The sequence below is a fragment of the Dehalococcoides sp. genome (assembly GCF_041654235.1).
In the GTDB taxonomy this organism is placed as follows: domain Bacteria; phylum Chloroflexota; class Dehalococcoidia; order Dehalococcoidales; family Dehalococcoidaceae; genus Dehalococcoides; species Dehalococcoides mccartyi_B.
On record NZ_JBAZDW010000010.1, the window covers coordinates 12,486 to 35,088 of the forward strand.

Annotated in this window: 25 protein-coding genes and 1 riboswitch; of the genes, 8 read left to right on the forward strand and 17 right to left on the reverse strand. The window is 47.0% G+C overall.

From position 1 onward, the window contains the following. Position 1: 1 nt before the first annotated feature. The 6 genes from WC259_RS02330 to WC259_RS02355 all read right to left on the reverse strand — a co-directional run bounded on the left by WC259_RS02330 (position 2) and on the right by WC259_RS02355 (position 5,981). Positions 2 to 772, reverse strand: a complete 771-nt coding sequence (locus WC259_RS02330; protein ID WP_077998028.1) for an adenosylcobinamide amidohydrolase — start codon at positions 770 to 772, stop codon at positions 2 to 4. Beyond that, positions 762 to 1,589, reverse strand: coding sequence for an ABC transporter ATP-binding protein (locus WC259_RS02335; RefSeq protein ID WP_011928976.1), 828 nt, complete (start codon positions 1,587 to 1,589; stop codon positions 762 to 764). The genes WC259_RS02330 and WC259_RS02335 overlap by 11 nt, the downstream gene beginning before the upstream one ends. Before the next feature lie 11 nt (positions 1,590 to 1,600). Continuing rightward, positions 1,601 to 2,692: an iron ABC transporter permease gene (locus WC259_RS02340; protein ID WP_011309159.1), complete on the reverse strand. Its 1,092-nt coding sequence runs from the start codon at positions 2,690 to 2,692 to the stop codon at positions 1,601 to 1,603. Positions 2,693 to 2,747: 55 nt separating this feature from the next. After that, positions 2,748 to 3,761 (reverse strand): ABC transporter substrate-binding protein, encoded by a 1,014-nt coding sequence (locus WC259_RS02345; protein ID WP_011309158.1) that lies wholly within the window; start codon positions 3,759 to 3,761, stop codon positions 2,748 to 2,750. A 309-nt stretch (positions 3,762 to 4,070) separates the two neighbouring features. Further along, positions 4,071 to 4,198, reverse strand: a riboswitch (cobalamin riboswitch). A gap of 169 nt (positions 4,199 to 4,367) precedes the next feature. Beyond that, complete coding sequence (locus tag WC259_RS02350; protein WP_012984278.1) at positions 4,368 to 4,997, reverse strand: LOG family protein; 630 nt, start codon at positions 4,995 to 4,997, stop codon at positions 4,368 to 4,370. A 141-nt stretch (positions 4,998 to 5,138) separates the two neighbouring features. Continuing rightward, positions 5,139 to 5,981 (reverse strand): class I SAM-dependent methyltransferase, encoded by an 843-nt coding sequence (locus WC259_RS02355; protein ID WP_015407660.1) that lies wholly within the window; start codon positions 5,979 to 5,981, stop codon positions 5,139 to 5,141. A gap of 125 nt (positions 5,982 to 6,106) precedes the next feature. Between WC259_RS02355 and WC259_RS02360 the strand changes: the two genes are divergently transcribed. From WC259_RS02360 to rpiB, 3 genes are read left to right on the forward strand one after another with little or no spacing between them, the layout of a single operon-like run. Then, positions 6,107 to 6,616, forward strand: coding sequence for a nitroreductase family protein (locus WC259_RS02360; RefSeq protein WP_011309155.1), 510 nt, complete (start codon positions 6,107 to 6,109; stop codon positions 6,614 to 6,616). Positions 6,617 to 6,667: 51 nt separating this feature from the next. Next, positions 6,668 to 8,668 (forward strand): transketolase, encoded by a 2,001-nt coding sequence (tkt, locus tag WC259_RS02365; protein WP_011309154.1) that lies wholly within the window; start codon positions 6,668 to 6,670, stop codon positions 8,666 to 8,668. Beyond that, entirely contained in the window at positions 8,661 to 9,119 is a 459-nt protein-coding gene (gene rpiB, locus WC259_RS02370) for a ribose 5-phosphate isomerase B (RefSeq protein ID WP_011309153.1), read from the forward strand. Before tkt ends, rpiB begins: the two co-directional genes overlap by 8 nt. On the opposite strand, the gene WC259_RS02375 is transcribed toward rpiB, so the two are convergent. The 4 genes from WC259_RS02375 to WC259_RS02390 all read right to left on the reverse strand — a co-directional run bounded on the left by WC259_RS02375 (position 9,116) and on the right by WC259_RS02390 (position 12,171). Continuing rightward, a complete protein-coding gene (locus WC259_RS02375; RefSeq protein ID WP_011309152.1) occupies positions 9,116 to 9,778 on the reverse strand; it encodes a ribulose-phosphate 3-epimerase in 663 nt (220 codons plus the stop codon). The genes rpiB and WC259_RS02375 overlap by 4 nt on opposite strands. Next, on the reverse strand, positions 9,779 to 10,408 hold the full coding sequence (locus WC259_RS02380) for a cyclase family protein (RefSeq protein ID WP_011309151.1): 630 nt from the start codon (positions 10,406 to 10,408) through the stop codon (positions 9,779 to 9,781). It lies immediately after the preceding gene. Positions 10,409 to 10,461: 53 nt separating this feature from the next. After that, positions 10,462 to 11,325 (reverse strand): universal stress protein, encoded by an 864-nt coding sequence (locus WC259_RS02385; protein WP_011309150.1) that lies wholly within the window; start codon positions 11,323 to 11,325, stop codon positions 10,462 to 10,464. 156 nt (positions 11,326 to 11,481) lie between these two features. Beyond that, positions 11,482 to 12,171 carry a DUF5343 domain-containing protein gene (locus WC259_RS02390; protein WP_015407655.1) on the reverse strand — a complete coding sequence of 230 codons (690 nt, stop codon included), beginning with the start codon at positions 12,169 to 12,171 and terminating at the stop codon, positions 11,482 to 11,484. Positions 12,172 to 12,409: 238 nt separating this feature from the next. On the opposite strand from WC259_RS02390, the gene WC259_RS02395 reads away from it, so the two are divergent. The 4 genes from WC259_RS02395 (at position 12,410) to WC259_RS02410 (ending at position 15,510) form a co-directional block, all read left to right on the forward strand. Further along, positions 12,410 to 12,619: a hypothetical protein gene (locus tag WC259_RS02395; RefSeq protein WP_011928966.1), complete on the forward strand. Its 210-nt coding sequence runs from the start codon at positions 12,410 to 12,412 to the stop codon at positions 12,617 to 12,619. Between the two features lie 59 nt (positions 12,620 to 12,678). Further along, the gene (ftsA, locus tag WC259_RS02400; RefSeq protein WP_011309148.1) at positions 12,679 to 13,881 is read left to right on the forward strand and encodes a cell division protein FtsA; all 1,203 of its coding nucleotides are present in this window, start codon (positions 12,679 to 12,681) and stop codon (positions 13,879 to 13,881) included. A gap of 32 nt (positions 13,882 to 13,913) precedes the next feature. Continuing rightward, positions 13,914 to 15,044 (forward strand): cell division protein FtsZ, encoded by a 1,131-nt coding sequence (gene ftsZ / locus WC259_RS02405; protein WP_011309147.1) that lies wholly within the window; start codon positions 13,914 to 13,916, stop codon positions 15,042 to 15,044. 115 nt (positions 15,045 to 15,159) lie between these two features. Next, complete coding sequence (locus WC259_RS02410; RefSeq protein ID WP_011309146.1) at positions 15,160 to 15,510, forward strand: hypothetical protein; 351 nt, start codon at positions 15,160 to 15,162, stop codon at positions 15,508 to 15,510. A gap of 23 nt (positions 15,511 to 15,533) precedes the next feature. Here WC259_RS02410 and WC259_RS02415 read toward each other — a convergent pair whose 3' ends face one another. From WC259_RS02415 to WC259_RS02445, 7 genes are all read right to left on the reverse strand, one after another. After that, entirely contained in the window at positions 15,534 to 16,379 is an 846-nt protein-coding gene (locus WC259_RS02415; protein WP_011309145.1) for a metal ABC transporter permease, read from the reverse strand. Continuing rightward, a complete protein-coding gene (locus WC259_RS02420) occupies positions 16,376 to 17,140 on the reverse strand; it encodes a metal ABC transporter ATP-binding protein (protein ID WP_012984276.1) in 765 nt (254 codons plus the stop codon). Before WC259_RS02420 ends, WC259_RS02415 begins: the two co-directional genes overlap by 4 nt. Positions 17,141 to 17,142: 2 nt before the next feature. Then, positions 17,143 to 17,994 (reverse strand): metal ABC transporter solute-binding protein, Zn/Mn family, encoded by an 852-nt coding sequence (locus WC259_RS02425; RefSeq protein WP_228384452.1) that lies wholly within the window; start codon positions 17,992 to 17,994, stop codon positions 17,143 to 17,145. A 17-nt stretch (positions 17,995 to 18,011) separates the two neighbouring features. After that, positions 18,012 to 18,443 carry a Fur family transcriptional regulator gene (locus WC259_RS02430; protein WP_011309142.1) on the reverse strand — a complete coding sequence of 144 codons (432 nt, stop codon included), beginning with the start codon at positions 18,441 to 18,443 and terminating at the stop codon, positions 18,012 to 18,014. A 130-nt stretch (positions 18,444 to 18,573) separates the two neighbouring features. Further along, positions 18,574 to 19,590, reverse strand: coding sequence for an ATP-grasp domain-containing protein (locus WC259_RS02435; RefSeq protein WP_011309141.1), 1,017 nt, complete (start codon positions 19,588 to 19,590; stop codon positions 18,574 to 18,576). Then, entirely contained in the window at positions 19,562 to 20,881 is a 1,320-nt protein-coding gene (locus WC259_RS02440; RefSeq protein WP_372643026.1) for a KamA family radical SAM protein, read from the reverse strand. Before WC259_RS02440 ends, WC259_RS02435 begins: the two co-directional genes overlap by 29 nt. Positions 20,882 to 21,023: 142 nt before the next feature. Continuing rightward, positions 21,024 to 22,289 carry a hypothetical protein gene (locus WC259_RS02445; protein WP_372643029.1) on the reverse strand — a complete coding sequence of 422 codons (1,266 nt, stop codon included), beginning with the start codon at positions 22,287 to 22,289 and terminating at the stop codon, positions 21,024 to 21,026. Between the two features lie 81 nt (positions 22,290 to 22,370). Here WC259_RS02445 and WC259_RS02450 point away from each other — a divergent pair. Then, positions 22,371 to 22,603 (forward strand): YkgJ family cysteine cluster protein (locus WC259_RS02450; RefSeq protein ID WP_372643033.1); only part of this gene is annotated, 233 nt, incomplete at its 3' end.

Consider the following 22,603-nt stretch of genomic DNA (forward strand, 5'->3'; position numbering starts at 1 on the left):
TCTAGTGTCCTTTTCTGCTGGCAATACGCTTGGTCAAGGCTTCTTTAATAGCTAAAGTAACACTCCGCCCCATCAGTTCACCCAGCAGAGTATGCCCGCCCACGTAGGTTGCCTTGTCACCCATACCGGAAACTGCCACTATCTGGTCGGTACCGGTACCGCTGGCTTTGAGAGACGGGGTATAAGCACTCATAATACCCAGTTCATCCAGAGCAATAGTCTTAGCCTCGGTAGCTGTTATGAAACAGGAAGCCAATGTTGCCTGTGAAAGATTTTCACTGGTGAGGATAATGGTATTTATGGTACCAAAGGGTTTAAATCTGCCGTTGCGGTCAATGCCTGAAGATTTATCCTGTCCAATCCGCAAAGCATTGGACTCCACTCCGGCGGTAGCCAGAGCCACCACCCACAAATCACCCCGTTTTTCTTCATGGATAGCTAGGTGGTCCATAGTAACCCCGGTGGATAAAACCAATACTTTGGAAAGGGGGATGCCGATAGCACTCAGTGCCTTTGAAAAAACCTGCCGGTAATACCCGTTCCAGCTTAATTTATCATCATGCAGGCGCGGCCAGATAGCATCCGGCAGATAAATATTGCACACTGCCTTTATCTTGCGGTAACCCTGCCTGCCGGAAAGTGCCCGCCGTTCTTCAGGAAAAGTAACAACCAAAGCATTGGCAGGAACACCCCAAACCTCATGCTCTATAACCTCGGCTTTTATGCCGTGAAATTCGGCAACTGTTCGTATATTTACTTTCTCAGTGAGCATCCGTGCCTCCCTTTTCACCGTTTGCATTGCACCGGATATTACCCAGACGCGGCAGTACTGCCGGAAGCCCGCTGAGTGGGTGGGTATGGACATAACTGCCGGGGCCGTAAACACGGCTTATATTATTGGTAGTTATTACCTCAACCGGACTGCCATCTGCATGAATGCCATTGTTGTCAATGAGTATAAGCCTTTCGCAATAATGGGCAGCCAGATTCAGGTCATGCAAAGCGGCAATAACGGTAATATTCCGTTCGCGGCACTCAGATTTGATAAGGTCCAGTATCTCTATCTGGCGGCCTATATCCAGATTGGAAGTAGGCTCATCCAGCAAAATTGCTTCAGTTTTCTGGCACAGAGAGCGGGCAATAACCACACTTTGTATCTCCCCGCCGGAAAGTTCGCCGATTTGGCGGTCAGCCAGATGCAGTACCCCTGCCCTTGCCAGAGCCTCCCATGCTATAGCGATATCCTTGTGGCTTTCATACTGGAAAGTACCCATATGGGGGTTTCGCCCCATCAGGACAATCTCAAAAGCGGTAAAAGCACTGGGGAGTACCGGTATCTGGGGCACAACCCCTACCATTTTTGCCAGTTCCAAACGGGGTATAGAGCGTGAATTACGCCCATTGATATAAATACTGCCCAAACGCGGGTCTATTACTCTAGCCAAAGACTTTATCAGGGTAGATTTACCTGAACCATTCGGTCCTACCAACCCAATCATCTCACCGGGCATGGTTTTAAAGCTGACATTTTTCAGAACATCAACCGGACCATAGGCTAGGGTTACGTCTCGTACTTCAAGCTCAAACATTTTTCATATACCTAAAAGAGCATTCTGGTGCGTTTTCTAAGCAGATACAGAAAGAAAGGAGCACCCACCAGGGCCGTAATAGCCCCTACCGGTATTTCAGAGGGAGCAACCAGAGTGCGGGAAGCAATATCTGCCAGTATCATGAAAACCGCCCCTACCAGAGCCGAAAGAGGCAGCAAGAAACGATAATCTGCCCCCCATATCAACCTGATGGCATGCGGAACAATGATACCCACAAAACCGATAATACCCACAAAAGATACCGCCGCGGCTGTTATCAGGGTAGCCGCTGTAAGAAGGATAATCTTCATCCGCTCAACATCCACCCCCAGTTCCTGAGCTTGCTCCTCACCCAGCTGGATAAGGTTCAGGGAACGGGCAAACAGGAGTATAACCAGCGTGCCTATAATCACTATAGGTATAACTATTTTTACACTCTCCCAACCGGCCATGGAAAAACTGCCCATCAGCCAGAACATGACAGAGTGAATCTTGTCACCGCTAACCGTAATGAGGTACGACACAATAGCCGTAAGAAATGAACCCAGTGCCACACCAGCCAGTATCAGAGTAGTCACCGTAAGGCGGTTTCCCACTCTGGCCAGCATATACACTACCCCCACCGCCCCAAAAGCCCCTGCAAAAGCAAATAGCGGGGTAGTAAAAATACCCAGCACATCAAACCCGATACCCAGTATCAGCCCCAGCACTGCGCCTACGGCTGCGCCTTGAGCCACGCCGATAAGATACGGGTCTGCCAGAGGGTTTCGGAAGAGCCCCTGATAAGTAGCCCCGGCCACCGCCAAGGCCATACCCACTACTCCAGCCAGCAGCACTCTGGGCAAACGGATATCCCAAATAATAGCCTGAGTATTTACGGTCCAGTCAGGGCTAATATGTACGAAAGGAATTTTTGAAATCAAGATAGCTATAGTGGTAAAAAATGGCACTTCAACTGAGCCGAAGGAAATAGCAAAAACAGCCGCCACAAGCAGCAAACCAAACAACCCGGCCATAGCAAAAATCCGCCCCCTCCAATGGGGGTGCAAACCGCCGGGAACTGCCGGACAGTTTTCCTTATTCAGATTTGTATTTACACCCATTCTTACCTGCAAAACTGTGGGGCAGGTATATTACCTGCCCCACCTGAATTCTATATCAGCTGATAGCTCCAAATATTTCAGGGTGAAGCATCTTGGCCAGTTGTTCGAGAGCCTCTACAATTCGGGGCCCGGTACGGCCGATAAGGTCTGTGTTTATACTATATATATTGCCATTGATTCTGGCATCAATATTAGCCAGACGGGGTTCATCCTGTATAAACAGCAGCGGCGCATCAGCCCCGGAACCCATTCCAGTACCAACCACTACCACTTGGGGGTTAGCCCCCAGCACTGTCTCCAAACCAATAGTCGGATAGGCTTCGGCTGAATCAGCAGTAATACTAACGCCTCCGACAGCAGTAATCAAGCCTGTTATGAAGGCAGTAGAACCAACGCTCATAAGAGGTTCATGCCAAACAATGTATAAAACACGCGGTTTCTGACTTTCAGACAGATTTTTAACCTTGGATGTTACTGCATCTATACGGGTCTGCATACTGTCCACCAGTGAATTGGCTTTTTTAACCTGATTCAGACACTTTCCGATAAGCTCAATAGATGCCAACACATCTTCCAGATTATCCGGGCTGATAGCTATTACGGTGAGACCCAGCTGTTCAAGCTGAGGAATAACTGTTGATGCATGAATATTGGAGGCCAGAATAATATCAGGTCCAATGGCAGTCACTGCTTCGGCATCCACATTTGAAAAACCGCCCACTTTGGGTTTATCTTTGGCGGCTTCGGGGTAATTGCAATAGGTAGTCACACCCACCAGTTTATCTTCAAGACCCATAGCATAAATAGTTTCGGTATTGCTGGGAGAAAGAGAAACTATGGTCTGAGGTTCAGACAGGATAGTTACGATTCTGCCAAGTTGATCTGTCACCGTCAGCGGATAAGTCACTTCAGTTACAACCGGGTTTTCGTCATCAGGATTGGTATCGTCTGCAGTTTTACAGCCACCCACCAGACCTAACAACAAAACCAAGCTTAAGAAGACACCGGCAACAGTAGTACCCAGCCGGGCACTCTTACTGTTAAGTTTCATATTTATATCATCCAGCATAACTGCTCCATTCATTTTTAATATTGAAAACAGGGGCATCGGGCAAAGCGTTTTCCTCTTACAAATTCTTCTGCATGGCCATACCTCCTCTTACCGCGGAGAGCCTTTTAGAACGAACCTTGAGGTTCTGACTTGGAGCATTTGCCCCTTACAGCAGGCGGTACTGCGCCGGAATTTCACCGGGCTTGCACTCAAAGTTCTAAGGCCCTTTTAGTTGTATTTACATTTTGCCAGGTGCAAAAAAATACCTCTGCCTCATCGGACAAAGGTATTTCAGCCATTTTAAAATGACTCCCCTCCCTATTCCGCGGAGTGCCTGGTAAACGGGGTTCTGAGGTTCTGGCTCCCGGAAGTATTCCCTCCGGTTACAGCAGGCGGTACTGCGCCGGCTTCACACCGGTCTTGCACTCATAGCTACCCCGTTACATATTCAACTAAAATTTAGTTTACTCCAGTATTTTTGATTAGTCAATACATCAGCCATAAATTGTAAGATTTTTTTGGCAGTTATATCAGGAAAATCACTTTTGCAGACCAAAAGAAACCCCCGTATCTTACAAAAGAAAACGGGGGGGGTAACTAAATTCATTTCGGGTCGGGGGTCAACTAGCCGTCGGATACGCCATCGGGGTCATTGTTCTCCAGCAGGCGTTTATGCTTGGGGAGAATACGCTCCCGATAAACTGCTTCCAGTATGTCCAGCAATTTGTACGGGTCTGATTCATAGTAAACGCGGGCACCGGTTTCCTTGTCCACCATGGCAATAATCTTGTCCAGATGGTCAGCAATGCCGCCGCTTCCCCGCAGTACCCCTATAACTTTGCCTTCGTCGTAAGCTATAGCAAACTCACCCAACGTACCGGACCGCCCTCCGGCAAATATCACCACGTCACAACTGCGGATATTTTCAATCTCCCGTCCCATCAGACCTGACCCGGTATAGATAATAGCATCGTAACCACGAGTGGGAGAGTGGTATTTTTCTACATGTTCTTCCAAGTTCAGGGCGGGGGAAATACCTACTACTACCCCGCCTTCTTCTTTAGACCCCAGAACGGTTTCATGGGGCATTCCGGGGCAGGCACCGGTAATAAGCACATGTTTGCGCTTGGCTATGCAGGCACCCAAACACCGTAAACTTTTTTTGGTTTCGTCAGTCATAGTCCCACCGGCTGAACCCATAACCCCTATTGTCATCTGGGGGAAAGGCGGAATTACCCTGGTTGATTTCGTCATTACTCTTGCTTCTCTCTCTAAGGTTTAACAATATATATAATAGCAAACCATTCGACCCTAATAAACAGGCTCATCTCAATCAATAAACCAGCCGCAGTTTGTAAGTCTGCGGCTGTTGAAACTTGTTTTAGAATTACCGGATTATTTTATCTTGCGGGCTACGACGGCAATCTCAGGTGAACCTTCCCAATAAACCGCCCCGGCAACATCAGAAAATATATCCGCCACCTCAAACCCTTTTTCGGCCAACTCATGTTTAAGCTCTGCCACACAGAAATACTTCAGCCAGTTGAAAACCTGCCATTCCCTATCCGCCTCTATAAGGGTGTATTTATCCAGCACCACCTTTTCAAGCGGATATTTAAAGGTGTTTATGAAGCCGAAATAATCATTGTCTGACCAAAAACCATCCATCAGGCGGTATTCATAACCAGCTGTTTCAGCCCGCCCTTCATAAGCTGAGAGAGAAAACACATCCAGTAGTATATTCCCGTCATCCTTCAGGCATTTGTTCCAGACTGAAAGAAGCTGGCAGCGCTGGGAAGGGCTCAGGGCACAGTAATCACAATAAATAAGGGCTATCAGGTCAAACTGCTTCGGGGTGGCAAACTCAAGGTAATTTTGTTCTATATAATGAATATCCAGATAGTGGCTGGCTGCAAAATCACGGGCATAACTGATAGAACGGCTTGAGAAATCTATACCGGTCACATCTGCACCGGTGGCAGCCAAATGGCTGGTATAAAGCCCCGGCCCGCAGCCAAAATCACAAACCTGCTTGCCGTCACCCAAACCAAAATAGTCTTTTATCCAGCCTGCAGATTTTTCAATGAATACTGCCTTGCGTGAAGCGGGCTCGATATCCGGATTGAGATGGAACTCCAGCATTCGGGAGGAAATATGAGGGTCATTCCAAAGTACAGGTGCACTGTACTGCTGATATAACTCAGGTTTAGTATTTATATCTGCCAGTTTTTTAAACACAAGCTTCCCCTTTATTTATTAAATGGAAAAATCGGGCACTTAAGCCCTTGCCATTCGGGAAATCTTTAGCAGATCATAATATAATATGATATAAAGAGATATTGGCATTAGTCAAGGAGTTTAAAATGGATGCACTTGAAGCCATTTTCAGCCGGCGAAGCATACGCCATTACCAACACGGAGATATAAGCGCCTCCGAACTGGATACCCTTTTAAGGGCAGGCATGGCTGCCCCTTCCGCCGGCAACCAGCAGGTCTGGCATTTTGTAGTTATAGATGACCGCCGGATACTGGATAAAATACCGGATATTCACCCTTACTCCAAAATGCTGAAGGAAGCCCCGATGGCCATCATGGTCTGTGCAGACCAAAGTGCCGAAACTAAAACAGGTTACTGGATACAGGACTGTGCGGCCGCTACCCAAAATATCCTTCTGGCAGCAGAGGCACTGGGACTGGGTGCTTGCTGGCTGGGACTGCACCCCCGCGAAGAACGCAAAGAAGCCATTTCCCGTTTACTAAATCTACCTGTTAGTATCAGCCCGCTTAGCCTTATCGCCATCGGCAAAAAAGGGGAGACCAAACCGCCTGCAAAGCGTTATTTGGAAAGCCATATCCATAAAAATGGCTGGTAGCTTCAGACCAGATTTGAAAAAGAACCCGTTAAACGTTAAAATTAGGCACATATGTCAAATACGAAATTAGATAGTTTATGCATAAACGCCCTTCGCTTTCTTTCGGTAGACGCTGTTCAGAAGGCAAATTCGGGGCATCCCGGAGCGCCTATGGGTATGGCCGCTATGGCATATGCCCTGTGGCAAAATTTTCTCAAGCATAACCCGCAGGACCCCGCTTGGCCTAACCGTGACCGTTTTATACTTTCAGCCGGCCATGCCTCTGCCCTGCTTTATTCACTACTCCACCTGACCGGTTATGACCTGCCGCTGGACGAACTTAAAAATTTCCGCCAGTGGGGCAGTAAAACACCGGGACATCCGGAATACGGCCTGACTCCCGGGGTTGAAATGACTACCGGCCCGCTTGGGCAGGGTTTTGCAAGCGGTGTGGGTATGGCTATGGCCGAAGCTCATTTGGCAGCGGTTTTTAACCAGCCGGATTGCAAAATTATAGACCATTATACCTACGGCATAGTCTCTGACGGAGACCTGATGGAAGGCGTAGCTTCAGAAGCGGCCTCTCTGGCCGGGCATTTAGCCCTTGGCAAGCTGATTTATCTGTATGATGACAATGATATATCTATTGAAGGTTCAACTGAGCTGGCTTTTACCGAAAACGCAGCTCTGCGCTTTGAAAGTTACGGCTGGCAGGTTATAGACCATGTAGACGGGCTTGACCCGGAGGCGGTATCTCAGGCTATTAAACAAGCCCAGTCAGATACCACCCGCCCCAGCCTGATTATCTGCAAAACAATCATCGGCTTTGGCAGCCCGAATAAGGCCGGCAAGGCCTCTGCCCATGGCGAGCCGCTGGGAACAGATGAGGTATCCAAGAGCCGTAAATCTCTGGGGTGGGACTATGAACCGTTTGTAATACCAGTTGAGGCTCTAACAGAGTTCCGCGAAGCACTGGGCAAGGGCAAAACAGCCCAGCAGGTTTGGTTGTCCAAGCTGGACTACTATTTAAGCCATTATCCCGAAAAAGCCTCACTGCTGCAGGACATGCTTTCGGGCAACTTACCTGAAGACTGGGACAAAGATCTGGATAGACTCTTTGACAAAGCTATGTCCAGCCGCGAGGCTTCAGGCCTGCTGATAAATGCCTTGGCTTCCCGCCTGCCTTCTCTCATGGGTGGTTCGGCAGACCTCAGCCCGTCTAACAAGACCGTTATCAAAGACGGCGGGGAATACGAACCTCACTATTACGAGGGACGGAATATCCATTTCGGAGTGAGGGAGCACGCCATGGGGGCAATAGCTAACGGACTGGCTCTCCACGGGGGCATAATACCTTACGTTGCCACTTTCCTCATATTTTATGACTACATGCGTCCGGCTGTACGGTTGGCTTCACTTATGGGGCAAAGGGTGATTTATATTTTTACCCATGATTCCATCGGTCTGGGAGAAGACGGCCCTACCCACCAACCCATTGAACAGCTGGCCGGTCTGCGTTCGGTACCCGGTCTGGTTACTATCCGTCCGGCAGATTCATATGAGACTGCTCAGGCATGGAAAACGGCTATACTCCGTAAGAACGGCCCTACCGCCATTGCCCTGTCCCGTCAGAAACTGCCGCTTTTAGATAACTCTCAGACAAAATCCTTAAACCTGCCTAAAGGGGCATATATACTGCAGGAAACAGACTCCCACCCGCAGGTAGCTCTAGTTGCCAGCGGGTCTGAAGTAACTATAGCGGTTGAAGCGGCTGAAATACTTAAGGGGAAAGGCATATCCTCAAGGGTAGTATCTTTCCCTTCATGGCAGCTTTTTGATAACCAACCCCAAACCTACCGCCAGAGTGTCCTGCCTTCTTCCCTGCCACGGGTAATAATGGAAGCTGGCAACTCACAGGGCTGGTGCAAATATCTGGGTACAAACGGAACTGTTATATCAATTGACCACTTCGGGGCATCAGCCCCGGCAGCCCTGCTTTACAAAAACTTCGGCCTGACCCCTGAAAACATGGCTGAAAAAGCTTTAAAGCTTTTGGAGAATGAACATGAGTAATATCTCTATTGCCATCGGGGCAGACCATGGCGGTTACGACCTTAAGACAGGTATTTTACCCTTCCTGAACCATTTGGGGTTAAAAGTTTTGGATCTGGGGGCTTGCACCTATAACAGTGCTGATGATTATCCTGATTTTGCTCAGACAGTTGCCCGAAATGTTGCCTGCGGAAAAACAGACCGCGGCATTATCATCTGCGGTAGCGGAGTGGGCGCCTGTATCACTGCCAACAAAATAAAGGGTATCAGAGCCGGTCTCTGCCATGACGTTTACTCTGCCCACCAGGGTGTGGAACATGATGACATGAACGTGCTGTGTTTAGGAGCAAGAGTGATAGGCATAGAAGTAGCCAAAGAGATTATCAGTGCCTTTTTAAATGCCCGTTTCACCGGTGAAGAAAGACACAAACGCCGTCTTGAAAAACTGCTTAAGGTTGAAAAAGAAGGCTAAAGCCCGGCTTCCTTAGCCGAATTTTTGGCCAGTTTATCCAAATACAGGTAGCTTGACTGCGGATCGGATTGCCGGAAAATAGCACTCCCCACGCATATATCATTTACCCCTGCCGCCACAATCTCAGGTATATTGGACTGCTTGGCCCCGCCGTCCAGCCCTATTTCGGTTTCAGGGAAACGCCTTTTAAACTCTTTTACCTTGAGAAGTACCTCAGGTATAAACGGCGCGCCGTAAAAACCGGGAATAACCGACATAAAAAGCACCATATCCACCTGAGGCACCAGATGAGCGAACTCTGCAACAGAGGTCTCCGGGTTTACTGCCAATCCCACCTTAAAACCCATCTCTTTTATCCTGCTGATAACATATTCAGGGCGGGGGGTTGCCTCAAAATGGAATATTACCCTGCGAGCACCATGCTGCTTGCAGTAAGTCAGATACTCTTCCGGATTCAGGGTCATCAAGTGTATTTCGGAAGCAAAACTGGGCTTATATCTGCCCAGAACCTCCGGGGGTATGCTTAGCGAAGGCACGAACTGCCCGTCCATGATATCTATCTGGGCAACCGGTGCAAAACCCTCTGACTGTTTTATCATGGACTCAAAGGCCGCAGGATCATCTGTAAGTATAGCCGGCACTACTTTTACGTCTTTCAACTAATCTCTCTCTATCAATATTACTCTGGCAGGTGCCCCGTCCACTTTGCCCAGTTTCAGCGGCAAACAGTAAAGCTCATAATCACCTTCAGGCACACCCGCAAGTTGCAACGTTTCCAATATAACCACTCCTTGGCTTAAAAGATGCTTGTGCACTCCATCCAGACCTTGAAAGTCCTCTACCGAAAGATAGTCTATACCCAACAGCCGTATACCTATTTCAGTCAGATACTGAGCCGCTCCAATGTCTATATACGTATAGTTTTCATCAAAATCAGGCTTTTTCCAGAGGCTCTCATTGTCAGTAGCCAGAATAAGCCGAGTTACCCCTTTAAGGTCAGCATGTTCAAGCATTTTGCGGGTAATAGTTTTCACCCCGCCAAAACGCAAAACCCGAACATCACCAACCAGTATCTCCAGAGGTATCTCACCCGCTCCAATACCTTCTTCAAAAAAATGATGCGGGGCATCTATATGACTACCGTTATGTAATGTCATTGTCAGCCGGCTAAGGTTGCTATGAGAACCGTACTTGATACTGTGCAGCAGAGTTATCTCCGGGCAACTATCGCCCGGCCAGCTAATCATATCAGGGCGTATTTCAGGGCTGAGGTCGTAAATTTTTTTCATGCCTTTACCTTAGCTAATTGTAGAAAGGAACAAAGGCAGGTGTCAAGCAAGGTTTAAATGGAGTTTCGCCATAAAAGCATGGGATGTGAGGAATTTTCAATCAAGCCGGCTGCCACACTTCCATAATACCATTTCTCTATTCCAGAGCGATTATGGGTGGTAAATGAAATAAGCGAGGCATTTATATCTTCGGCGGTACTTAAAATAGTTTCAGGAATTTTGTCTGAAACTTCCATACGAAATTCAGTTTCAATTCCATTTGCCTGCAACTCGCCGGTCAAGCGTTCCAGATAAGCCTGTGCCTGCTGTTTAAGTTCTTCAAGAAGTGCTTGGTAATATTCATCCCAGCTGGGTTGAATACTGGGTGAACGGTCTGAAGGTATGCATGGCGGTTGAATAACCACCAGCAAGGTAAGTTTGCTCTTAAAATCACGTGCCAGATCAGATACCTGTTTTAGGCAAGCCTCAGAGAAGAGTGAGCCGTCCAGTGGCAATAAAATATTTGCAAAAACTGCCTTGTCGGGGTCATGCCCTTCCTTCACCAATAATACCGGCAGATTAGTAGCTTTAATCAGCTTTTCGGACACACTGCCCAGTACCATTTTCTTAATTCCGGTATAGCCATGAGAAGCCATACACAACAGGTCAATACCATTCTCATTGATACATTTCAAAATAAGCGGTAAAAGCTCACCGCAGAACATTTTTCCGTTGGCTTGAATGCCTTTTGTCCGTAATTCAGCAGATTTAGCATCCAAATACTTCTGGCGTTCGTCGGTAATTTTAGGTTTGGGATCACATATGCTTACCAGTAAAAGTTCGGTTTCAGGGTAACTGGCCATAAGTTCAGCCGCAGGAAGGGTCTTTTCAGCTGTTTTTGTACCATCAAGAGTTATAAGTATACGTTTAAAATACATCTTCTGACCTCAAAAGTTCTCAGAAGATTATACCCTATACGTCCAGTCTGTGGAATATTATTTTAAAATGTTTTTAAAAAACAGCATAATTTCGAAAGACTCATATAATGGAAGAGGGCGTACAATCAAAATCTAGGGGATAGTACTACTTCGGGGTCAGGTCTTTGAAACTTTTTTAAGTAAAACATCAAAAGCTTCAAACCATTTTACTTTAACTTCATCCGTCCATGCAGGATCAAATATAGGGAATTTACCCAGTAGCACTCTATCCATATCTGAATTATCTGGAACTTTCATTGTATTATCTGGAATTAGAACATGCGAAGCAGTCCTTGGTATTATTTTCTTCTGAATCTTCTTAGTACCAGTTCCAGACCGTCCGACACGTGATTTTTTGGTAACGAAAGGCGAAATGGATATATCAGCATCTTCTGCCAGCCCCAGAAAGAACTTAATACACTTGCGAACTACATCATCCGCCACTTTAAAGCTATTATGGAAAAGTTCTTCCAGCTGGGCATAGGTAAGTGATTCAGGATCTGCAGAAGAATTAAAAACGAATTGATACCCTTCAAGAGTAATCTGCCTGAGTATCAGGGTACGGTCTTCTCCCCGGGCATCCACCAAACGGCGCAATTTTTCCCGCGGCATACCTTCGGCATCTGCCAAACCTAAAAAGCGCAGGGCAGACATAAGCTGGGTGCCGGTACTGCCAGACCACTTGTCTCCCCAAAAACTGCGGTCTAAACGAGATGGAATGGCCTCCTGTAAGCCTAAAAGAAAGTTTAAGAAGGTTCGGTATGATACATATGGGGGTAAGGGTTTTGAGCCTTTTAGATTAGCCATTTCTCCTCCATCCAGACATTTTATTCCATCAATTATGAAATAGCAAGAATTTAATCTGTTTTGGCGTATATTCCAATGTTGGATTAACTGGTATTTTTGAGGACGTTTTTTATAATAGTTCCAAGTGTTCTAATTCCAGCTAGAATATTCCAAAATTATTTTGGACTAAATTTGACGGCTCTATTTGGAACGGATTAATATGTGGCACAACTGAATCTTCAAGGGAGGGAAAATACCTATGGGGACTGCAATTGAGTATCAGAAGCTGATGACGGAGATTGTACATATCAATCTACCCGGGCCGGCTGAACCTATGCCCGGCATGAGTGGCGGTGAACTTCTTCATGGATTCCTAGCAGAATTATACCGCGCGCCCAGCACTGATTCAAAGGCTTTTATTGAGTCACTATCCGGTAAATGGAATGTTCATTTTCGCCACGTCAAGTAGGTAACTACCTATATATATAGGGGTTGCCGGGGGATAAAAAATGAGGGAGAGGCAATAAAATGAAAAGGAGACAGATAGCGGCCATAGACGTCGGTACAAGTAAAATCTGTACCGTTATGGCTGACACCGAAAACGGAGACCTGAGAATACTGGGAGTAGGGGTTGTCCCCTCTCGTGGTTTGCAGAAGGGCATGGTGGTTAACCTTAATGAAGCTAAGGAAGCCATCCGTGAGTCGGTAAGCATGGCAGAGAGAACTGCTGGTTATAAACTCAAATCCGCCTTGATAGGCGTAACCGGAAAACATATCAACTCTAAAAACAACCGCGGAGTTATCAGTATCACCCGAAACGACCACCTGGTGCGCCAGAGTGACCTGCAAAGGGCTATAGATATTGCCAGCAGTATCACTATGCCCCAGGACAGAAAGGTACTTCACATCATCCCCCGTAATTATTCGGTGGATGGTCAGGAAGGCGTTAGTAATCCGGTAGGCATGCATGGCTTCCGCCTGGATGTTGAAACCCACATTATTACCGCCGCTTCGAATTCAATTGAAAATCTTACCAAGTGCATCCGTGCTGCCGGCGTAGAGATTGACGACCTGGTCTTCAATCCTTTAGCCAGTGCTGAAGCAGCATTAACCGATGAAGAACGCGAAAAGGGTGTTATCTTGGCTGACATCGGTGGCGGCACTACAGATATAGCTGCCTTCAAAGGCAACAGTATTTATCATACATCAGTTCTGCCCATTGCCGGCTCACAGGTAACCCACGATGTTTCTGTGGGTCTGGGCATTCCTTTTGAGATGGCCGAAGATATCAAACAAAGATATAGCAGTGTAATACCCGGTGAATGTAATGACGCTAACTTTGTTGAAAGCGGACATACCTTCTCTTATCCTGACCTTTGCGAGATTGTCAGGATGCGGGTTGAAGAACTGCTGCGCCTCATTATCCTGGAGTTACCCAGCGATGATTATTCCAAAATGGTACCTTCCGGGCTGGTAATAACCGGCGGTACTGCCAACCTCCCCGGCATTGCAGAGCTTGGCAGCGAAGTACTGCGGCTCCCGGTACGGGTAGGTACTCCCCCCAATTTATTTGGTGTATCAGATATCTTAAATGATCCTGCCTGTACCAATGTTGTTGGCATGTTGCTTTGGAGTATCAATAACCGAGACGCCTCAAAGAGCCACCCAACCACTGAAGAAAGTGCTAAAGGCGGCTTTATCTCACGAATGTTTGGGAACCCCAAAAACTAACGAAAGGATAATGATTTACTAAGGATAAAAGAATGTCAAAAAAAGTATATGTACCCAGTGGCGCAAAGATTAAAGTTATCGGGTGCGGCGGTGCAGGCAGCAACGCTGTAACCCGCATGGTTCGGGATAACATACAGGGCGTAGAGTTTATAGCCGTTAATACTGATGCCCAGCATCTGGCTATTACCGAAGCTGCTACCCGAATCCAGATTGGTGAACGCTGCACCCGCGGTCTGGGTGCCGGCGGTAACCACACCATGGGCAAAGCAGCTGCCGAAGAAAGCCTGAGCGAGCTCAAAGAAAACATAATAGGTGCTGACATGGTTTTCGTAACCGCCGGTATGGGTGGCGGTACAGGCACCGGCTCAGCCCCCGTGGTTGCCAAAATAGCCAAGGAATCCGGCGCTCTGACCATTGCTGTATGCACCAAGCCTTTCTGCTTTGAGGGTGCTCACCGCATGCAAACCGCCGAAGAAGGCATAAATAACATAGTAGATAGCGTTGATACGCTTATTATTATCCCCAATGACCGCCTGCTGGATATGGTTGACCAAAAAACAGGGGTTGACGGGGCTTTTAAACTGGCTGACGAAGTTCTTTGCAACGGCGTCAAGGCCATTGCCGAAGTTATCACCGTTCCGGGTATCATCAACCTGGACTTTGCAGATGTAAAAGCCGTCATGAAAGATGCCGGCCCCGCCTGGATGTCTATAGGCAAGGGTGCCGGACAGAACCGGGCAGCTGATGCCGCCAGAGCCGCTCTGGCCAGCCCGCTGCTGGATATAGCGGTTGACGGTGCTATGGGTGTTATCTACAACGTATGCGGCGGCGAAGACCTTTCCCTTATGGAAGTAAACTCCGCAGCAGACGTTATCCGTCAGGCGGTTGACCCACAGGCCAATATCATCTTTGGTGTCAGCACTGACCCCCGCATGGGTAAGGAAGTACAGATAACCCTGATAGCCACTGGTTTTGCCACCAAGGAAAGCATGCTTTCCAACAACCATGAAAAAGAAATGACCCGTATGATGAAAGGTCTGAGAAGCAAAACTCAGGAAGAACTGGAAGTTCCTTCGTTTATGCGTTACCGATCCGCTCAGCCTTCCATCCGGAAACCGGCTCCTGCCGCACATCAGGCTCCGCCGCGTTTCTTAAGCAGATAATATTCTACATTTTTATATCTTGAAAGAGAGTGGCAGGTTGAACTCCCTCCCCTGCCACTCTCTAGACATCTAAGTCTTAAAGCTAACGAGGGTTGACATAGATAAGGAAACGAAGATGGAACTTGATGAGTTTCTGAAACAAAGTGCCGTAGATTACACCAGCCGCCAGATAATCCTTCTTTTCAGCAAGCATCCTTTTGCCCGCTTTGACCGCTCTGCTATTGCAAGCACCATAGAAGATGGAAGCGATATATTGCCCACCCTTCAATCGCTGGTTTCCAGTGGCATAATCAAGCTCTGTCAAAAAGGCGGGGCTGAACTTTACTGCCTGACTAGTGAACCAGCCCTAAGGGATATGGTAACCCGCTTGGGGAACATGGAGTGGAAACAGCAGCAGAATTTTTCCAGACGCAAGCTGATAGGTCTAAATGTTTTCCCCCAGACCAGACCTCTGGGCACACACTAGTTTTGTAACAGAGAAGAAGGACATTATTCGTGGTTGATGCAGCCGGTTTTATCTGAAGCCGGCTCTTGTTTCTTTTTGCCCTTGAAAGCTAAAACCGCCAGAAATACCGCCACGCTAAAGAGTATAATAGTAGCCCCAGAAGCGAAATCCAGTATATAGGAAAGCCACAGCCCGCCCAAACAGAAAACCACCCCAAATCCTATTGAAAGCCCCATCATCTTTAAAAGGCTATCCGTAAAACGGCGGGCGACTGCTGCCGGTATGGTCAGTAAAGCTATTACCAGTATTATACCTACTACTCGTATCAGCATTACCACTGTCAGCGCTATAAGCCCCAGCATTATTACATATAACAGCCCGGTGGGCATACCGCTTACCCGGCAAAATTCCTCGTCAAAAGATACCCCCAAAAATTCCTTATAGAAAAACCAGACCACCCCTATTATCAGTGCGTCCAGCACCAGCATAAGCACCAGATCTGAAGACGGCACTGTCAGGATATTGCCGAAAAGATAACTGAATAAATCCGGTGCATAACCGGGAGTTAAACCAATAAAGATAATGCCCAGAGCCATACCTAAAGCCCAAAGCATACCGATAATAGTATCTTCACTTATGCGGCTTCGGCGAGTAAGAGTACCCATGCTGGCAGCAGCCAGCAAACTGAATGCCAGCGCACCCAGCACCGGATTAATGCCCAGCAGATACCCCAGACCGATTCCGCCAAAGGAAGCGTGGGCAATACCGCCGCTGATGGATGCCAGTTTTTTTACCACGACGTAGCTGCCAATAATACCGCAGCCTATTGCCGCCAGCAGCCCTGCCCAAATAGCATTCTGGATAAAGCCATAACCCAAAGCCTCTATCATTCGTGTTCCTTTAGCACCCGGTGAGGTACCTGCCCATGTGCAATAAGCTGGATTGGGCAATTATAAGTTTCAGCCAAATCTTCAGCAGTCAAACCCTCTTCGGCATGGTGGTATGACAAATGCTTGTTCAAACAGGCAATATCATCTATGCATACTGCCACTGCACTGATATCATGGGTCACCATAATAATAGTCATATCTTTTTTCAAGGATTCTAAAAGTTCGTACAGCCCGGTTTGCATGGCCGCATCTACCCCGGCAGTAGGTTCATCCAGAATAAGCAGTTTTGGCTGATTAACCAAAGCCCTAGCTATAAATACCCGCTTCTGCTGTCCGCCTGAAAGCTGGCCTATCTGGCGGTTAATAAACGGCAACATGCCCACTTTATCCAGATATTCTTCAGCCAGAGCCACATCTTCCTTACGGTAACTATGTGCCAACCCGCGCTTGGAATATCTGCCCATCAACACCACTTCCAAAACACTTATAGGGAAATCACGGTCAAAAAGGTGGTACTGGGAAACGTAACCAATCTCCGGCCGGGCATCCTCAGGGCTTTTGCCAAGCACCTTTATAGTGCCGCAATCAGGCTGAATGAGCCCCAAAATCAGCTTGAGAAGAGTAGTTTTCCCTCCCCCATTTGGACCGATAATTCCCAGCATCCGTCCTGTGGGCTGGGAAAAAGTAATATCTTCCAGTACTGCCAGCCCATCAAAACTGGCTGTCACTCCCTTAAACACCAGGGCAGGTACGACAGGCATGCTCAGCTCATAACCTCTTGCATTTGTTTGTAAACAAACTCCATATTCGTTATGTAATCTTCTGCCAGTGGGTCTATCATCACTACCCTGCCGTCTATTTCAGAAGCAATAGCCTCCGCACTTCGGCTGGAAAATTGGGGCGAAGCGAAAACAATGCTGATATTATTTTGTATTGCCATATTTATAATTTCTATCATTTGTTGGGGGGTGGGGTCTTTGCCCTCTATCTCAATAGAAAGTTCCTTCAGATTATAGTCTCTGGCGAAGTAAACCCAAGCAGGGTGAAAGACCAGAAAAGTGCGGTTATAAAGATTACTGAAGGCCAATGTTATTTCGTTATCCAGCTGCTCCAGCTTTGCCAGATAAGCATCTCTGTTGGCGGCATAATAACTTTGGTTTTCGGGATCCAGACTCATCAGCCCCAAAGTGATATTTTTAACCATTTGGATAGCATTACGCGGGGAAAGCCAAATATGCGGATCTGCCCCGCTATCCTCTAGGCTACTTTCAAGAGTAATATTTACCGAACTGTCTACAACCAGCATAGAATGGTTTAATGACAATATTTTTGAAAGCCAGTTTTGCTCAAAACCAAAATCAGATCCCAGTTTCACATACATATCTGCCTGGCTTACATCTACCATCTGCGAAGGAAGCGGCTGATAAGTATGCGGCTCTGCTCCGGGAGGAACCATAAGAACTACCTCAGCCTTATCCCCTGCAATTTGCTGGGTAAACTCCTTTAGTGGCACTATACTGACTGCAATTTTCAGTTTAGCAGTAGAGGGTGTTTCTTCCTGACAGCCTGCCAGCAGTAAACTGCTAAGAAGTGTAACCCCTAGAATCAAACTCAAAAATAATGTCCTAAATTTCATACTTTACCAGTCCCCTTCTGACAATTCCGGCACCGCCCAATAAACTCCAGCAAATGGGTATCAATGGCAAATCCTGTTTGTCTGGACAGATTTTCAGTAATCTCTTTAAGCCCGCACCCCTCCACATGAACAACTTGACCGCACCCGGAACATATCAGATGGTGGTGATGGGAATCTATACGTTTTAGCAAGTAGCGGTGGCAGTTTCCGGCGGTATGAAGTTCGCAAATAAGCCCCAGTTCAGCCAGAAGCTGAAGTGACCGATACACAGTAGCCATACCGGTTGCCGGTTTGTCTGCCTGTACCAGTTTATGCACTTCTGCCGGGCTAAGCGGCTGAATGGCAGCCGAAAGCACCTTCAAAACGGCCTGCCGCTGGGGAGTTATCTTGTATTTATTCTGGCGTATACGGCTTTGGATAGTTGTCACGTAAATCCTTCTAATTGATACCTTTTCTCAATTATAGCTTCAGCGTTTTCAAATAGCAAGACACTCAACCATACCCATCTGCCAAATAAAAAGCCTCCCGAAGGAGGCTTGATTTAACCCCATATTTAACTCAGGCCAAACAGTCTGCCGCTACCAAATTGTGGCGGGCAATGGCAGTGTTAAGTATTTCTAACACCAAATCTGCGTGGCTGATACCTAATTTAGATGCCATAATAGGTAAATCTCCGCTGACAGGGTTAAGACCGGGAAGCGGGTTAACCTCCAGAAAATACGGCGTACCATCCGGGCTTACCCTAAAATCCATCCGGCATAGATCATGGCATTCCAGTACTCTATACGCATCCAGTGTGGCTTTTTCAATACGGGCCAGAGTTTTGGCAGGTAAGGCCGCCGGTACTTCATACTCTACCATCTGCCGCCAGTTGCGTTTTATCTCAATGGAATACACAAAATAATCGGCTTTGGTTTTAGGCACAATCCGCATTATACCCAGAACTTTAGGCTTATCGTTCCCTATAACACCTACCGTAATTTCGTCGCCATTTATAAATTCCTCTACCAAAACAGGTTGGTTATAGGTAGTTAAAAGTTCTGTAGCCATCCTCATTATCTCGTCGGTACTTTCCGCCCGAGAAGCAAACCGCACACCCTTGCTTGAACCCTCGCAGGCTGGTTTCAGGAAAGCCGGCAAAGGGAAATCCGACCAGTCTATGGTTGAAAGCTCTTCACAGTTGCTAACCAACTGCCATTTGGCAGTCTTTACGCCCGCACCAGCCACCAATTTCTTGGTTAGTGGTTTATCCAGACAGATTGCCAGTGTCTGCGGGTCTGAACCGGTGTAAGGTATATCTAACATCTCTAAAACACCGGGAATTTGAGCTTCGCGGCTGCGGTAGTTACCCAAACCCTCTGAAATATTGAAAACAAGATCCAGTTTCTGTTCCTGTACCTTGCGTAAAAATTCTTTACCCCCGCCCAAACGGTAAACAGCATGTCCAGCCGCTGTTAAGGAGTTCGTTATAGCCTCCACCGTTTCCGGTGAGTCATATTCCTCCAACGCATCATCAGGGCCGCCGGTTACCGGGGTCAAAGCCAGTTTAAGATCGTATGACAGCCCTATTCGCATCTGTTTCTCCATTTATTTTAGCGGCAGTTTTAACAGTACCTGTGCTACCGGTATTACTAAAAACTTTGTGACCACTCGGGTTTTTAAAACGGATTATCTCACCCTTGTAATTACGGATTATATATTCGTCAGCCTGTTTATCCAGCACATAGTCCGGCTGGATGGTAATCTTGCCGCCGCCTCCGGGCAAATCTATAACATAATTCGGCACAGCCAAACCAGAGGTATAACCACGCAAGCCCTCAATAATACCCACCCCGGTTTCAATGGGGGTATGGAAATGCTCTGTACCCTGAACATTGTCACATTGGAACAGATAATAAGGACGCACTTTGCTCATCAAGAGTTTATGGCAAAGAGCTTTTTGGACGGGCAAGCTATCATTTATGCCTTTTAAAAGCACCGACTGGTTATTTACAGGTACGCCCGCCCTGACCAAACGATCACATGCTTGGCGGGATTCATCTGTTATTTCATTAGGATGATTGTAATGGGTATTAAGCCAAATAGGCCCATACTTGGAAAGCATGCTGCAGAGTTCATCATCTATCCTCTGGGGCAAAACTACAGGATAGCGGGTGCCAATGCGGATTATTTCTACATGTGGTATGGAACGCAAGGCCGAAAGAACACTTTCCAAGCGTGATGTGGACAGGGTCAAGGGATCACCACCGGATATTATGACATCTCGGATAGCTTGATTCTGGCGTATATAGGCCAACATGGCGTCTATCTCTGCCTGAGTATGCACCCAGCCACCATTTTTCCACTCCCTTTTACGGGTACAGTGGCGGCAAAGCACAGGGCAAATATCTGTCAGCACCATTACTACCCTATCAGGATAGCGGTGTACCAGACCGGGCACTACCGAACTGTGGGCTTCTTCCAAAGGGTCAGAACAGCAGTGAGCATCAAAGCAAAGTTCGGCTGTATCCGGTATAAGCTGGAGTTTTACGGGGTCATTAACATTATCAAAATCTACCAGACTAAGGTAATAAGGGGTGGCAGAAAGGGGGAATACCGCAGACACCGTGTCCATATCCCGGTATTCTTCCGCAGACAAATGAAAAAACCTTGCTATTTCTGCTACAGAAGTAACACGGTTCTTGAATTGCCAGTGCCAGTCATTCCAATCCTGGTCACTTACCTTGGGGAAATATTTAAGTCTAAATCTTTTTGTTTGGTTAGGCCTACTGGGGGGCTCATCGTCTACCTTACCACAATTTTCAATTGTACCTGCGCCAAGAGGGTCATCCGATTGTTTGTTTTTAATTTTTTCGGTATTGGTCACGTTAGGCTTTAAGCCTCCTTAACAATTTATGGCGTTTACCACAGGTACACGTCACTGTGAATAATATTCTACACGAAACATAGCTACTGTCAAGGAAGCCCAAACGTAGGCCAATGGGAGGTTAAAAATATTTTTTTTGAGACTACCGGCGGTTTCGGATAGCCCACCACATGAATAGAATAATGGCAACAAGCCCAGCCCCCACCCCAACAACCAACCCCAGATTCTGGACTAGTGAGGCTTTATCAAAAACACCTGTTTCAGACCAACCGCTTTCATTTCCGGCGCCATCAACAGCTTTAACCCGCCAGTAAAAACTTGCAGCAGGTGAATTATTTATATCTTCATTGTCAGTCAGAATATATTGGCTAACTTTTATGCCTTTTATCTCCAGTAATATACTGCCGAACCCGCTATCAGAGGCTATCTGGAAAACATACTCAACGCCGCTTGCATCATTTACCCCTTCCCAACCAAAGGTAAACGGATAACTTAGTGCCTCACCTGAAGCAGGCAAAGTAATGACGGGGGCTGATGGAGATGTATTTTCCAGCCAAACTTCGCGCACTATCCGGTTTTGCCCGTCATCCAGTGTCAGGCTATGGCTGGTGCCCGCACCTGCGGGGATAACTACTTGGGCAGAAAACGTACCTTTATCATCTATATTTACCACCAGTAAAGAGACACCGTCATACCGCAAATCTACCTGACCATTAGGTTTAAACCCTTTGCCGTGAATATTCAGTTCCGTCCCGACATCAAGTGCCTTGCCCAAACCTATTTCCGGGTTAATATCCAGCCAGACATTCGCCTTTAAACTCTGGCTGTTTATATAATCTCCCTGACGTACTTCCACCAGATAAACGCCGGCAAAGCGTTCAGGGACTGCAAAATTTACCGAGAAACTACCTGTCAGATCCGCCTTTACAATGCTGGGGGTGACAATAAGGGGCGTATCACTATAATAAAAGCTGACTGATGTTAAGGGGGTAAAACCTGTGCCCCGTATATTAACAGTTTCGCCGATGGCAGCCTCATTTTTAGACAGTTCAATCCAGCTCTCCATAAGAACTAACCCGCTACCCGTATTGTAGTCAGCATCTATCGCTTTTACAGCGTGCAGCCCCCGTCCTGATAGCGGGATAATAAAGCTCAGCGTAAATTCACCCAGCTGATTGGTCGCCCCAAGAGCAACCTCTTGGTCATCGTAAAACAGCTTTACATTGCTCTGGCGCAGAAAATTCTGACCATACACAGTAAGCTCTGTACCTACTTTGATAATAACATCAGAAAAATACAGCTGCCCTTCCAAGGCCGCCTTGTTTACTGTAGCAGAACCAAAAAACAGTACTCCGCTTATAACCAGAATAGCAATAAGTCTAATTATGTAGTCTTTTTTCATTTTCATATTTTAATGATTATATCACTTACCAGAACCTTATCAACATTACCTTGATAATAACACAAACCGACAACTATAATGAAGTACATGAATGATATTGAAAACACCGATATTTTTGAATGCAGACGCTGCGGCAATTGCTGCCTTCATTTTCAGCCCCATTTGGAAATGGCCGAAGCCCAAAATATTGCTGATCATCTGAGCCTTAGCCTTGATGAATTCAAGGCTAAGTATGCAGACAAACGCTGGCCCGGGCATAGAACCATGCTTATCCGCCACAACCAAAACGGCTGTATCTTTATGGAACACGGAGTAGACAA

Excerpts from the sequence above, each read along its gene's own strand:
- WC259_RS02360 (WP_011309155.1), top strand. The coding sequence starts at position 6,107 with ATGGATGCACTTGAAGCCATTTTCAGCCGGCGAAGCATACGCCATTAC.
- ftsZ (WP_011309147.1), top strand. The coding sequence starts at position 13,914 with ATGTCAAAAAAAGTATATGTACCCAGTGGCGCAAAGATTAAAGTTATC.
- WC259_RS02395 (WP_011928966.1), top strand. The coding sequence starts at position 12,410 with ATGGGGACTGCAATTGAGTATCAGAAGCTGATGACGGAGATTGTACAT.
- rpiB (WP_011309153.1), top strand. The coding sequence starts at position 8,661 with ATGAGTAATATCTCTATTGCCATCGGGGCAGACCATGGCGGTTACGAC.
- WC259_RS02335 (WP_011928976.1), bottom strand. The coding sequence starts at position 1,589 with ATGTTTGAGCTTGAAGTACGAGACGTAACCCTAGCCTATGGTCCGGTT.
- WC259_RS02415 (WP_011309145.1), bottom strand. The coding sequence starts at position 16,379 with ATGATAGAGGCTTTGGGTTATGGCTTTATCCAGAATGCTATTTGGGCA.
- WC259_RS02390 (WP_015407655.1), bottom strand. The coding sequence starts at position 12,171 with ATGGCTAATCTAAAAGGCTCAAAACCCTTACCCCCATATGTATCATAC.
- WC259_RS02345 (WP_011309158.1), bottom strand. The coding sequence starts at position 3,761 with ATGCTGGATGATATAAATATGAAACTTAACAGTAAGAGTGCCCGGCTG.
- WC259_RS02340 (WP_011309159.1), bottom strand. The coding sequence starts at position 2,692 with ATGGGTGTAAATACAAATCTGAATAAGGAAAACTGTCCGGCAGTTCCC.
- WC259_RS02385 (WP_011309150.1), bottom strand. The coding sequence starts at position 11,325 with ATGTATTTTAAACGTATACTTATAACTCTTGATGGTACAAAAACAGCT.
- WC259_RS02420 (WP_012984276.1), bottom strand. The coding sequence starts at position 17,140 with ATGCCTGTCGTACCTGCCCTGGTGTTTAAGGGAGTGACAGCCAGTTTT.
- WC259_RS02350 (WP_012984278.1), bottom strand. The coding sequence starts at position 4,997 with ATGACGAAATCAACCAGGGTAATTCCGCCTTTCCCCCAGATGACAATA.
- WC259_RS02435 (WP_011309141.1), bottom strand. The coding sequence starts at position 19,590 with ATGCGAATAGGGCTGTCATACGATCTTAAACTGGCTTTGACCCCGGTA.
- tkt (WP_011309154.1), top strand. The coding sequence starts at position 6,668 with ATGTCAAATACGAAATTAGATAGTTTATGCATAAACGCCCTTCGCTTT.
- WC259_RS02410 (WP_011309146.1), top strand. The coding sequence starts at position 15,160 with ATGGAACTTGATGAGTTTCTGAAACAAAGTGCCGTAGATTACACCAGC.
- WC259_RS02330 (WP_077998028.1), bottom strand. The coding sequence starts at position 772 with ATGCTCACTGAGAAAGTAAATATACGAACAGTTGCCGAATTTCACGGC.
- WC259_RS02445 (WP_372643029.1), bottom strand. The coding sequence starts at position 22,289 with ATGAAAATGAAAAAAGACTACATAATTAGACTTATTGCTATTCTGGTT.
- ftsA (WP_011309148.1), top strand. The coding sequence starts at position 12,679 with ATGAAAAGGAGACAGATAGCGGCCATAGACGTCGGTACAAGTAAAATC.
- WC259_RS02380 (WP_011309151.1), bottom strand. The coding sequence starts at position 10,408 with ATGAAAAAAATTTACGACCTCAGCCCTGAAATACGCCCTGATATGATT.